Source organism: Mesorhizobium sp. M0815 (assembly GCF_040319995.1).
In the GTDB taxonomy this organism is placed as follows: Bacteria; Pseudomonadota; Alphaproteobacteria; order Rhizobiales; family Rhizobiaceae; genus Mesorhizobium.
Window position 1 is genome coordinate 147575 of the sequence record NZ_JAMYOU010000009.1, and the last position, 12974, is coordinate 160548.

Here is a 12974-nt window from a genome sequence, read left to right on the forward strand (position 1 = left end):
AGGACTTATTCGGTGACGTCGACGCCGTCAAACCGATGAATGCCGAGCGGGTCCATAACGAAGCCCGACACCTTCTTGTTCATCGGCATGAAGACCTTGGAGTGGGCGATGGTCAGCCACGGAGCCTCACGCTTGAACACCACCTGAGCTTCCTCGTAGATCTTGGTGCGCTCGGCGACGTCCGTCGTCGCCTTGCCTTTTTTCAGCAGGGCTTCGAATTCCTGGTTGCACCAGATCGCATAATTGGACTGGCCGATGGCATCGCAACCGAGCAGGAAAAAGAAGTTGTCCGGATCGCCATTGTCCCCGGTCCAGCCCAGTTGGAAGGCGCCGTCGCGATCCTTAGCTTTGCCGCGCTGGCGATACTCCGTCCATTCGTAGCTGACGATCTCCGCCTTGACGCCGACGGCGGCATAGTCGGCCTGGATCAACTCGGCGACGCGCTGGGCGTTCGGGTTGTAGGGGCGGCTGACCGGCATAGCCCAGATCTTCATCGACAGATCCTTGACGCCTGCATCGGCCAGCATCTTCTTGGCCGCCTCCGGATCGTAGGGATCGTCCTTGATGTCCTTGTTATAGGACCACATGGTCGGCGGGATCGGGTTGATGGCCGGCGCGCCGGCGCCCTGATAGACCGCGTCGATGATCGCCTTCTTGTTTACCGCTATGTTGAGGGCCTTGCGGACCTCGACTTTGTCGAAGGGCGGCAGCGTCGTGTTGTAGGCGAGATAGCCGATGTTCAGGCCTTCCTGCTCGTCGACTTTCAGGTTCGCGTCACCCTGCAGCCCGGCAATGTCGGCCGGCGCCGGGTATGACATGATATCGCACTCGCCTGCCTTCAGCTTCTGCGCGCGCACGGCCGGATCGGGCGTGATGGCGAAGATCAGATCGTCGATCTTCTGGCGGCCGCCAAAGTAGCCGTCCCATGCCGCATAGCGTACGACCGCATCGACCTGATAGTCGACAAATTGGAACGGACCAGTGCCGACCGGCTTCTGGGTGAACTGCTGCCTGGTGCCGGCCTTGTCGAGCTGGTCGGCATATTCCTTGGAAACGATCGAAGCGAAATCCATGCCGAGGTCCGGCAGGAAGGCGACTTCAGGCTTGTTCAGCACGAACTTCACCGTCAGATCGTCGACCTTGACGATTTCCTTCAGGAGATCGGGGAAGCCCATGCCGGTGAAATACTCCCAGCCGGTGCCTTCCAGGTAGCTGTACCAGGGGCTTTCTTTCTTCCACTGGCGTTCGAAGGAAAAGATCACGTCGTCGGCGTTGAGGTCGCGCGTGGGCGTGAAATAATCCGTCGTCTGGAATTTCACACCCGGGCGAAGCTTGAAGGTGTATTCGAGACCGTCGTCGGAAACCGTCCAGCTCTCCGCCAGGCCGGGCGAGATGGTGGTCTTGCCATGCTCGAACTCGACCAGGCGCGAATAGATGGTGCGCGACGAAGCGTCGAAGTCGTTGCCGCCGCTCCATGGCGACGGGTCGAAGCCGGCCGGCGATGCCTCCGAGCAATAGACCAGTTGTTTTGCATTGGCCATGCCGCCGAGGACGCTTGCAGCCAGCAACGCGGCTGCAAAAGTCAGTTTCTTTTTCATTGAGCACTCCCTGATGTTCTTCCAAGCCCCTCTATCAGGCTCGCGAAGGCCGCATATAAGCACCGTTTTTCTGGCTTTGGAACTGCTTGTTTGCCTAACCCACGGGAAGCAGAAAAAAATTCCGGCATGCGGCGAATTGTGGAAAAAACGAGCCAAATCCGCAGATCACGACATTATTAGCGACTTCAATTTTTTGTTGATCGGCGATGCCGCCAATTCGGGGAATCGAGCCGTTCGGTTCAAGAGATGCGCGTCCGAAAACCGGTCGCGGCCGAGAGCTTTGATGGCAAGTCTTGCCGCACTGCCAGGTGGGCGAGGCTTGCACGGCCGCTGCTAGTGGCAATACATAGATAGGTGGACAGCGTGGTGGATTCCCCAGGCTCCGGACATTGCGGCAAGCGTGGGATACCTTTGTTTGTCAGGGGCGGCGGTGGCGCTCAAGCGTGCCGAAACAATAAGAACGATTGAGGGAGCGACAGGTGGCAAAACCGGCAAAGACAACAACCGCGGCGAAAGCAAAGGCCGAGGCAACATCGAAAGCGGTCAAGCCAAAAGCGGCCGCCGCCAAGCCGAAGACTACCGCGAAGGCAAGTGCGAAGCCGGCGAAGACCGCGGCTGGAAAGACTGCCAAGCCGGCAGCCGGCAAGACGGCGCCTGCCGCAAAGTACCCCACCGTCAAGCCGGCGGCGGAGGCAGTGCCGACAGCGCCCAAACAGGCGGCAGCTTCAGCCAGAAGATTGCCGAAGGCGATCACCTCGCTGGCCGCCGGCCTGCCTGAAAAACCGTGGCTCCAGAGTTACCCAAAGATCGTGCCGGCCGAGATCGGCGCCCTGCCCTCCAGCTCGATCGGTGACTTTCTCGTCGCCGCCTGCAAGCAGTTTGCGAACCGGCCGGCCTTCGTCTGCATGGGCAAATCGATCACCTATGCCGATCTTGAGCGACAGTCGGCTGCCTTCGGCGCCTATTTGCAATCAAAGGGGCTGCAGAAGGGCGCACGTGTCGCGCTGATGATGCCGAACGTGCTGCAATATCCGGTGGCGATGATGGCGGTGCTTCGCGCCGGCTATGTCGTGGTGAACATCAATCCGCTCTACACGCCGCGCGAGCTTGAGCACCAGCTCAAGGATTCCGGCGCTCAAGCCATTGTCATCCTCGAAAATTTCGCCTGCACCTTGCAGGCGGTGATCGCCAGGACCGCGGTCAAGCATGTCGTGGTCGCCACGATGGGCGACATGCTCGGCGGGCTCAAGGGAACGATCGTCAACTTCGTCGTGCGCCGCGTCAAGAAGATGGTGCCGGCATGGTCGCTGCCCGGCCATGTCAAATTCAACGCCGCATTGAAGGCCGGCGCCGGCGTGACCTTCAAACCCGCCGAGGTCGTGGCCGGCGACATCGCCTTCCTGCAATATACGGGCGGTACGACCGGCATCTCCAAGGGCGCGATGCTTTTGCACAGCAATGTCTTGGCGAACGTCGCGCAGAACGCGCTCTGGGTCGAAGACGCCTACACGGTCAAGCCGAAACCGGCGCATATGAACTTCCTCTGCGCGCTGCCCCTCTATCATATCTTTGCGCTCACAGTGAACGCGATGATGGGAATGCAGCAGGGCGCGCAGAACGTGCTCATCCCCAATCCGCGCGACATTCCCGGCTTCGTCAAGGAGCTGCAGAAATACCCGATCCACATCTTTCCTGGCCTCAACACGCTGTTCAATGCGCTGCTCAATAATGAGGATTTTCGCAGGCTCGACTTCAAGCCGCTGATCCTGACGCTGGGTGGCGGCATGGCAGTGCAGAAGGGCATCGCAGAGCGCTGGAAGGCGCTGACCGGCTGCCCGATCAGCGAGGCCTACGGACTCTCCGAAACCTCGCCGGGGGCGACCGCCAACAAATTCAGCGACGGAGTCTACACCGGCACGATCGGGCTGCCGCTGCCCTCGACCGAGATCGCCATCCGCGACGACGACGGCAACAATTTGCCGCTCGGCGAGGTCGGCGAAATCTGCATCCGCGGACCGCAGGTGATGGCCGGCTACTGGAACCGGCCGGACGAGACCGCCAAGGTGATGACCAAGGACGGCTTCTTCAAATCGGGCGACATGGGCTTCATGGACGAGCGCGGCTACACCAAGATCGTCGACCGCAAGAAGGACATGATCCTGGTTTCCGGCTTCAACGTCTACCCGAACGAACTCGAGGAGGTGGTGGCGCAGCATCCGGGCGTACTCGAAGTGGCGGCGATCGGCGTGCCGGACGAGCATTCGGGTGAAGTGCCAAAGCTGTTCGTCGTCAAAAAGGACCCGGCACTGACCGCCGAGATGCTGACGGCTTATTGCCGCGAGAACCTGACCGGCTACAAGCGTCCCAGATATATCGAATTCCGCACCGAACTGCCGAAGACACCGGTCGGCAAGATCCTGCGACGAGCGTTGCGGGGCTAGGCGCAGCTTGAGCGATTGCATCGTCGGCACCAACGCCGTGGATATAGGTTCGCGGCCAGACCCGGCAGAGTTCATCCGGGCGCACATGCGGATCGCCCCCGTGCCCGCGCTTCCCGAAATCCGGCTTTACACCGCCCATCCGGGAAGCGGCCTCAGGCGGCTTCTCGAATGGAACCAACATGGGACCGAAGAAGACGGACCTGAACCGGAGCCACCGTACTGGGCCTATGTCTGGGCCGGCGGCGCGGTGCTTGCCCGCTACATAATCGACCGGCCGGAGACCGTGGCCGGGCGTCGCGTGCTCGACCTCGGCGCCGGCTCGGGCCTCGTCGGCATCGCTGCGGCGAAAGCCGGAGCCAGCGCGGTCGTCGCGGCCGAGATGGATCGTAATGGTGTGGCTGCGCTCAGCCTCAATGCGACTGCGAATGGCGTCGCTATCATGATCATTGGCAACGACATCACCGGCGGTCCGCCGCCACCAGTGGACATCGTGGTGGTCGGCGACCTGTTTTACGCCCACGATCTTGCCGGCCGGGTCGTTCCCTTCCTCGACCGCTGCCTTGCTGCCGGCATCGCCGTGCTGATCGGCGATCCGGGCCGCGCCTATCTGCCGCGCTCGCGGCTTCGCCTGCTGGCCGAATACGAGGTGCCGGATGTCGGCGAGGGCAGGAATGCGGCGATGAAACCGAGCGGCGTGTTCTCGTTCGGACCAGCTAGCTGCGAGTCTAGACCGTCTCGCTGACTCGGGCCGCAAGAAAATCGGGCAGATCGGCCACCGAATCCAGGATGACGTCGGCGATCTGCGACAGCGATTCACGTGTGCCGGTGCCGGACAGTACGCCGATCGCCAGGCCGCAGCCGCCGGCGCGCGCCATCTCCAGATCGTGACGATTGTCGCCGACCATTGCGATCGTCGCCGGCCTGAGCCCTGTCAGATCCGAAAAGGCAAGGATCGTATCCGGCGCCGGTTTTGGATTGGCCACCGCGTCGTAACCATAGGCGGCTTCGAAAAGCTGCGCGACGCCCAGCGTGACCAAGGTCTTTTCCGCGCCGCTGGTCGAGTCGTTGGTGGCGACGCCAAGCCGGTAGGATTTTCTGTGAAGCAGCTCAAGCGTCTCGACCACACCCGGCAGCGCCACGGCCATCGCCGATCCTTGCGCCGAGGTGATGGCATTGAAGCGGGCGACGGCAAGCATCTGGTCCTCGTCGGATAGCCGCGGAAACCACAGCTCGACGACGTCCATGTTGGTCCCGGAGGCAAAAATCGAATCCGGCTTGAAGCGCCTGGTGGCGAAGTCGAAGCCCGCCGCCGCAAGCAGCCTGTCTGCCTTCCAGCGATCGCCTTCGGCCGCATCCATCGCCATGAAGTCGGCAATGCCCAGCCATGTCGCGTTGAAATCTACGAGCGTGCCGTCCTTGTCGAACAATATTCCCTTGATGTCCGCCAAGCTTTTCACTCCGGGCCGCGCAAGCGGTGAATGTATTCCACCAGTCCGGCAGTCGAGGCATCCCGCTTTGCGGCATTCTCCTTGCCTTCAACGACGGGCAGCAGCCCGGTCGCCAGTTCCTTGCCGAGCTCGACGCCCCACTGGTCGAAGGAGTTGATGTTGAACAGCGTGCCTTCGACGAAGACGCGATGTTCGTAAAGCGCAATCAGCCGTCCGAATGTACGTGGGTCGAGCTTTCTGTAGAGGATCGTCACCGAGGGGCGGTCGCCGGAGAAGACGCGGTGCGGAGCAATCCTGTCGACATCGGCGGGCTTCACGCCTTTCGCCAGCATCTGCGCGCGGGCCTCCTCCAGCGTGCGGCCCTTCATGAAGGCTTCCGACTGCGCCAGGCAATTGGCAAGCAGAAGGTCGTGGTGATGCTTCAGTTCCGGCTCGTGGCCGACGGCAGCGGCGAGGAATTCGACCGGAATGAAATCGGTGCCCTGATGCAGAAGCTGGAAGAAGGCGTGCTGGCCGTTGGTGCCGGGCTCGCCCCAGACCAGCGGGCCGGTCGGCGTCGTTACAGCACCGCCATCCAGGGTGACGCTCTTGCCGTTCGATTCCATGTCGAGCTGCTGCAGATAGGCCGGCAGCCTGGACAGACGCTGATCGTAAGGGATGACGGCGCGAGCGGGATATTTGCAGATCACGCGATGCCACCAGCCGATCAGCCCCATCAGCGCCGGCAGGTTGTTCGCCAGCGGCGCGGTGCGGAAATGCTCGTCCATCTCATGGGCGCCGTCGAGAAAGGCGCGAAAATCCTTAGGGCCTATGGCGATCATCACCGGCAGGCCGATCGCACCCCAGACGGAATAACGACCGCCGACCCAGTCCCAGAAGCCGAAGACGCGATCGGGCGCGATGCCGAATTTGGCGACCAGGTCGAGCGCCGTCGAGACGGCAGCGAAATGCTTGCCGACCGCTTCCTTGCCGAGCGCCTTCTCGACCCATCTGCGTGCCGTCTCGGCGTTGGTCATCGTCTCGACCGTAGTGAAGGTCTTGGAGGCGATGATGAACAGGGTGGTCTCGGCGGAAAGACCCTTCAGCGTGTCGTGGATATGGGCACCGTCGATATTGGACACGTAATGTGCGCGCGGACCGTCATGATAGGGCGCCAGCGCCAGCGTCGCCATGGCCGGGCCGAGGTCGGAGCCGCCGATGCCGATGTTGACGATGTCGGTGATCTTCTTGCCGGTGGCGCCGGCCGCCTTGCCGGAACGCACCGCGTCGGCGAAGGCGCCCATCGCGTCGAGTACGCCGAGGACTTCTGCCTTCACGTCCTGGCCGTCGAGCACGATGCCCTTGCCGGTAAGGTTACGCAGCGCCGTGTGCAGCACGGCGCGGCCTTCGGTGACGTTGATCTTGTTGCCAGCAAACATCGCGTCGCGCCGGCCTTCGAGGTCGGCGGCCTCAGCTAGGTTCTCCAGCAACTCCATCGTCCGCGCATCGACCGCGCATTTCGACCAGTCGAGCAGCAGGTCGCCGTCGCTGGCGGAGAATTTCTCGAAGCGCTGCGGATCGGCAGCGAAAGCCTCGCGCATCGAGCCCGATTTGGCCGCACGATGATCGCGCAACAAGTCGAGCTGCTTTTGAAAGGACGATTGATCCACTGCTTCGCTCCGGTCTCTTGAGATGCATCTTATCAGGCCGGATGTTTCCGGCGCGTGTCGTCGCGGCAAACTATCGGGTCGAATTCCATCCGTTTCAATGCGCAGCGATGCCGCAGCGCAGCGTGGGCCGGCGCAAAGGATCACTGGCATAAATCCCAGCGATCAGAAAAATTGATTGGCGCAACACCTTGTGCCACCGGTACATTCGACTGGTCCAGCCAAGTGAAAAAAGCTGGCCATCGAGGAACATCTCCCATGCCACAGAGAAACGACACGGCCATATGGTCCGGCCTGTTCCGGATTTCGGCGGAATCCGGTCAGACCCTGCAGGCGCAGATCCGTCAGGCGATCGTCGCCGCCATCCTCGACCGGCAGATCGCGGCTTCCATGCCGCTTCCGTCCTGCCGGATTCTCGCCGAAAAACTCGGCGTAGCGCGTGGCACCGTGGTGCTGGCCTTCCAGCAGCTGGTCGACCAGGGCTTCCTGGTGGCGCGCGAGCGCCGCGGCCACTTCGTCAATCCCGAAGTGCTGGCGACGCCGGCCAAACCGCACCAGAAGGCGCCCGACCAAGCCAACGAGATCGACTGGAAGGCCCGCCGGCAGATCGCGGCGAGCGACATGCCACCGCCGGCCAAGCACGACAACTGGATCAAGTCGTCCTACCCCTTCGTCTATGGCCAGTTCGACCCGGCGCTGTTCCCGACCGCCGAATGGCGCGAGTGCAACCGCATGGCGCTGGCGGTGCTCGAAATCCGCAACTGGGCGTCCGACATGGTCGACCGCGACGATCCGCTCCTGATCGAGCAGATCCAGGCACGGCTGCTGCCGCGGCGCGGCATCTTCGCCAATCCGGACGAGATCATCGTGACGCTGGGGGCGCAGAACGCGCTCTACATGCTGGCGACGCTGTTGATGACGAAAGGCTCCAAGGTGGCGATGGAGGATCCGGGCTATCCCGATGCACGTTCGATCTTCCGGCTGGCCGGCGCCGAGATCCAGCCGGTTCCGGTCGACCACTCCGGCATCGTAACCTCGGCCATTCCCAATGATTCTGGCTTCGTCTTCGTCACGCCCAGCCACCATTGCCCGACCATGGTGCCGCTGTCGGCGGAGCGGCGGCAGGATCTTTTGGCGCGCGCCAACCGCTACAACCAGATCATCATCGAGGACGGCTATGACAGTCAGCTCCTGGACGAGTCGCCGCAGCAGGCGCTGAAGAGCCTCGATCGCTCGGGCCGCGTCGTCTATGTCGGCTCGATGTCGAAGACGTTGGCTCCCGGCCTCAGGCTCGGCTACATCGTCGCCTCGGCCGGGCTGATCTCCGAGCTTCGGGCGCTGCGCCGCTTCATGCTGCGCCACCCGCCGGCGAACAACCAGCGCGCCGTCGCATTGTTCCTGTCGCTCGGCCATCACGAGGCGCTGGTGCGGCGGCTGTCGAGCGCCTTCGACGAGAGGCGCAAGCGTCTGGTCCATGCGATTTCCGCCTTCCTGCCGGAGTGGCGCTCGACCGATTCGGCCGGCGGCACGTCGCTCTGGCTCGAGGGACCGCGCGGCACCGATTCGCGCGGGCTGGCGGAGGCCGCGGCCTCGCGCAGCGTCATCATCGAGCCTGGCGACCGCTTCTTCGACCGCACCGAAAAGCCATCGCGTTTCATGCGCTTGGGCATTTCCTCGATCGCGTTGCAGCACATCGAACCCGGCATCCGCGAACTGGCGACGGCAGCTGGACGCAGGCCGGCAGCGGCCTGATCTCCCTTCCCCGACCGGAGCCTGGCGCATGTAGTGCGGCTCCGGTTCTTTAGCTCCTTGGCATATGCGACGGGACCGGCTGGCACATAGGCTGTGCCAATGCCGGCGGCATAGTCGCTGTATAAAGGGGACGAAGCAGGCCGATGGTGGACCAACCGCCGCGCCCGCTCCGCAGCTAAAGTTGGAGTGCCTTCATGCCAATGGCCCATGAGAAGCAGGACGTGTCCGCAGACCAGCGTTCGCGGCGGTCCGGCGGGCGCGAGGCGCGCCGCGCCATGCGGGCGGCACCGCTCGCCGACGACGTCAAGCCGGTGCGCGCCGGCCTCGAAGGCGGAAGCTACAGCCCGCTCAGCGGCAATGATTGCGAACGTATCCACGAGGCCGTGCTTACCCTTTTGGAGACGGTCGGTTTCGCCAACGCCATCCCCTCTTGCATTGAGGCACTGACCAAGGCCGGCGCAACGCTTGGCGAGGACGGCCGCCTGCGCTTTCCTCGCGGTCTGGTGGTCGAAACGATCAAGAAAGCGGCGCGGCATTTCACCCTGCACGGCCAGGATCCGAAGCACGACATGGTGATCCAGGGCAAGCGTGTGCATTACGGCACGGCTGGTGCTGCGGTGCATCTTGTCGATGTCGAAAAGCGTGAGTATCGCGAGTCGCTGCTGCAGGACATTTACGATGCGGCGCGTCTGGTCGAGGGGCTCGACAACATCCATTTCTTCCAGCGGCCGATGGTGCCACGCGACATCCCCGACCCGCTCGATATGGATTTCAACACGCTCTACGCCTGTGTCATGGGCACGTCGAAGCATGTCGGCACCTCGTTTACCGTGCGTGAGAACGTCAAGCCGGCGCTCGACATGCTCTATGCCATCGCCGGCGGCGAAGAGAATTTTCGCGCGCGGCCTTTCGTCTCCAATTCGAACTGTTTCGTCGTGCCGCCGATGAAGTTTGCCGAGGACGCCTGCGGCGTGCTCGAAGCCTGTGCCGAGGGCGGCATTCCGATCCTGCTGCTGTCGGCAGGCCAGGCAGGTGCGACGGCACCGGCGGCGATTGCCGGTGCCGTGGTGCAGGCGGTCGCCGAAGTGCTGGTCGGCCTAATCTATGTCAACGCCATCAAGCCAGGCCACCCGGCAATCTTCGGCACCTGGCCGTTCGTCTCGGACCTCCGGACCGGCGCCATGTCGGGCGGTTCGGCCGAGCAGGCGGTGCTGACCGCGGCCTGCGCGCAGATGGCACAATTTTACGACCTGCCGGGCGGTTCGGCCGCCGGCATGACGGATTCGAAACTGCCTGACATTCAGTCAGGCTACGAAAAGGGCATAACCGACGTGATGGCCGGTCTTGCCGGCCTCAACCTGGTTTACGAATCGGCCGGCATGCACGCCTCGCTGCTCGGCTTTTGCCTTGAGAGCCTGATCATCGACAACGACATGCTCGGCCACTGCCTGCGCTGCGTGCGCGGCATCGAGGTGACGGACGAGTCGCTGTCCATCGACACCATCGCCGATGTCTGCCTGAAGGGCCCGGGCCATTATCTCGGCAACGAGCAGACGCTGCGGCTGATGCAGACCGAATATTTCTATCCGGCCGTCGGCGACCGCTTTTCGCCGAAGGAATGGAATGAGAAAGGCAGGCCCGACATCTTGCAGCGGGCGATCATCGAGAAGAAACGCGTGCTTGCCGAACGCTTCCCGCGCCATGTGCCGAAGCCCGTCGACGACAAATTGCGCGCCCGTTTCGGCGATATGATCAAGCTGCCGCGCGGCAGAATGGGCGGCTGAGCGTTAGCCGCTCGCCGCCAGCAACAAGACGCCGGCCAGCGCCGATCCGGCAAGCGTCGGCAGCATGCCGATTTTCAGCTTCAGAATGGCGATCATCGAGGCACAGGAAAGCAGCGCCGCGCGCCAGTCTATCGATGAAAGCACCGGCACGTCCATTCCAAGCCCGACATTGCGCACTTCGCCGAAGATGACGTGCAAGCCGAACCATAGAGCGAGATTCATGATGACGCCGACGACGGCGGCGGTGATTGCGCCGAGCGCCGCCGACAGCGCCTTGTTGCCGCGCAGCGCTTCGATGTAAGGCGCGCCAAGGAATATCCACAGGAAACATGGGGTAAACGTCGCCCACAGCGTGAACAGCCCGCCAAACAACCCGGCAAGCAGAGGCGCCAGCGAGCCCGACTGGCGGAAGGCAGCGACGAAGCCGACGAACTGCAAGACCAGGATGAGCGGGCCCGGCGTGGTTTCGGCAAGTCCGAGGCCGTCGACCATTTCACCGGGTGCCAGCCAGCCGAAGTACTCGACCGCTGCCTGCGCCACATAGGCAAGGGCCGCGTAGGCGCCGCCGAAGGTAACGACCGCCATGACACTGAAGAAGCCACCGATTTGCGTCCAGACGCTGGCCGAGCCGGTGACAGCCCAGACCAGCAGAACAGGCCCGAGCCAGATCGGCAGCCAGATCGCCAAGATGCGCGGCGCGTGCCATCGCGTCGGCCTGACGTGGGTCAGTTCACCGCGCTCGAACATCAGATCGACCGCGCCCTTGATGTCGGGAACATCGCCCTTGCCATGCGAAGCGCCGGAAAAAAATGCCGGCGCACTACGGTTGCCGATCCAGCCTGCCAGGCCGGCAAGCAGGACGATCAGCGGAAACGGCACGTTCAACGCGTAGATGGCGATGAAGGCGGCGAGTGCGATCGACACCATGACGGGGTTTTTCAGCGCGCGTCTGCCGATCCGGATCACCGCCTCGATGACAATGGCGAGCACGGTCGCCTTGACCCCGAAAAACAGCGCCGCGACGAGTGGTACATCGCCATAGAGCGCATAGAGGCTCCTCAGGACGAGCATGACAAGCGCGCCCGGCACGACGAAGAGAATGCCGGCAACAAGGCCGCCGACCGTTTTGTGCAGCAACCAGCCGATATAGATGGCGAGCTGCTGGGCCTCGGGGCCAGGCAGCAGCATGCAGTAGTTCAACGCATGCAGGAAACGCTGTTCGCCGATCCAGCGCCGTTCCTCGACCAATTCCTTGTGCATGAGTGCGATCTGCCCGGCCGGGCCGCCAAAGCTGAGCACGCCGATTTTCGCCCAGACTTTCACGGCCTGCCGGAAGCTCGGCACAACCGGCTCTTGGATCTCCGGCGGCTTTTTCGAAAGGACGGCGCTCACGAAGGCTTGCCCGCGCCGAGATTGCCCGTGCCGGCGGCCGGCCAGTTATGCGTCTCCTCGGTGGCATCGCGGCACCAGCGGAAGAACGCATCGTAAAGCAGCATGCCGGCCTCGAGCTGCTCCAGATCGTCGCGAAACATCCGTGACAGGCCAAGCGAGGCGGCCAGGAACCCGGCCGCCTGTGGGACAAGATCGAGGCTCGCAGTATCGGCAGCGCGTATGATCGTGGCGAGGCGATCGAGCGCTTCGGATTTTAGTCCGAACTCCTCGATCATGGTATCGAAGGTGCAGCGTTCGCCGCGGTGGCTCCAGAACACGTTCTCGATGTCGAAAGGCACGGCCTGAAAGCGATCGGCGACGGCCGCCACTTCGGCCGGCTCGACGAAGAGAAAGACCGCGTGAGGATTGATGAAGCGTCGGATCAGCCAGGGGCACGCGATGCGATCGACCTTCGGGCGCGTACGCGTCACCCAAACGGTGCGGCCCTTGGCATCGGCGGGCGGTATCTTGCCGGTGTGAACCAAAAGCCCCTTGGCATCGCGCCATGCCTCAAACCCGCCTTCGAGCGATTCGGCGGCAATGCCCTCGTGCCGCAGCCATGCGGCCACGCCTTGCGAGAGCTTTTTTCCCTGTTGGCAGACCACCGTCACTTGCTGGCCAGTGAATTCGCCAGCCCAGGTGGCGACGGTCTTGAAGTCACACCGGATTGAGCCCGGCAACAGGCGCGGATCGGCGTTGTAGTCATCATTGATGCGGACATCGATGATTGCGGGCGCACCCGGCAGCCCAATCAGACGAGACAGTTGCGATACAGTGATAGCGGTTGTTGACGGCATGGCGTCCACCTCCTTGAAAGAGAAGCTTGGACGCGAACGTTGGGCTGACGCCTCACGGGGTCGTCGCGATGCACCCC

Annotated in this window: 9 protein-coding genes; 4 read left to right on the top strand and 5 right to left on the bottom strand. The window is 63.0% G+C overall.

Going from position 1 to position 12974, the window contains the following annotated elements:
• Positions 1-5 precede the first annotated feature (5 nt).
• Entirely contained in the window at positions 6-1598 is a 1593-nt protein-coding gene (locus NKI01_RS13120) for an ABC transporter substrate-binding protein (protein WP_352963397.1), read from the bottom strand.
• Positions 1599-2077: 479 nt separating this feature from the next.
• Between NKI01_RS13120 and NKI01_RS13125 the strand changes: the two genes are divergently transcribed.
• On the top strand, positions 2078-4039 hold the full coding sequence (locus tag NKI01_RS13125) for a long-chain fatty acid--CoA ligase (RefSeq protein ID WP_352963399.1): 1962 nt from the start codon (positions 2078-2080) through the stop codon (positions 4037-4039).
• Between the two features lie 7 nt (positions 4040-4046).
• Positions 4047-4781 carry a class I SAM-dependent methyltransferase gene (locus tag NKI01_RS13130; protein ID WP_352963401.1) on the top strand — a complete coding sequence of 245 codons (735 nt, stop codon included), beginning with the start codon at positions 4047-4049 and terminating at the stop codon, positions 4779-4781.
• On the opposite strand, the gene NKI01_RS13135 is transcribed toward NKI01_RS13130, so the two are convergent.
• A complete protein-coding gene (locus NKI01_RS13135; protein ID WP_352963403.1) occupies positions 4765-5487 on the bottom strand; it encodes an HAD family hydrolase in 723 nt (240 codons plus the stop codon). The two genes, NKI01_RS13130 and NKI01_RS13135, sit on opposite strands and share 17 nt — an antisense overlap.
• Positions 5488-5492: 5 nt before the next feature.
• Complete coding sequence (gene pgi, locus NKI01_RS13140) at positions 5493-7136, bottom strand: glucose-6-phosphate isomerase (protein ID WP_352483295.1); 1644 nt, start codon at positions 7134-7136, stop codon at positions 5493-5495.
• A 255-nt stretch (positions 7137-7391) separates the two neighbouring features.
• On the opposite strand from pgi, the gene pdxR reads away from it, so the two are divergent.
• Together pdxR and NKI01_RS13150 are read left to right on the top strand one after the other, a co-directional pair.
• A complete protein-coding gene (gene pdxR / locus NKI01_RS13145; RefSeq protein ID WP_352963407.1) occupies positions 7392-8885 on the top strand; it encodes a MocR-like pyridoxine biosynthesis transcription factor PdxR in 1494 nt (497 codons plus the stop codon).
• A gap of 194 nt (positions 8886-9079) precedes the next feature.
• On the top strand, positions 9080-10669 hold the full coding sequence (locus tag NKI01_RS13150) for a trimethylamine methyltransferase family protein (protein ID WP_352963409.1): 1590 nt from the start codon (positions 9080-9082) through the stop codon (positions 10667-10669).
• 3 nt (positions 10670-10672) lie between these two features.
• Here the strand turns inward: NKI01_RS13150 and chrA are convergent, their stop codons facing one another.
• Both chrA and NKI01_RS13160 read right to left on the bottom strand, forming a co-directional pair.
• Entirely contained in the window at positions 10673-12061 is a 1389-nt protein-coding gene (gene chrA, locus NKI01_RS13155; protein ID WP_352963411.1) for a chromate efflux transporter, read from the bottom strand.
• On the bottom strand, positions 12058-12897 hold the full coding sequence (locus NKI01_RS13160) for a chromate resistance protein ChrB domain-containing protein (RefSeq protein ID WP_352963413.1): 840 nt from the start codon (positions 12895-12897) through the stop codon (positions 12058-12060). Before NKI01_RS13160 ends, chrA begins: the two co-directional genes overlap by 4 nt.
• Between the last annotated feature and the right edge of the window lie 77 nt (positions 12898-12974).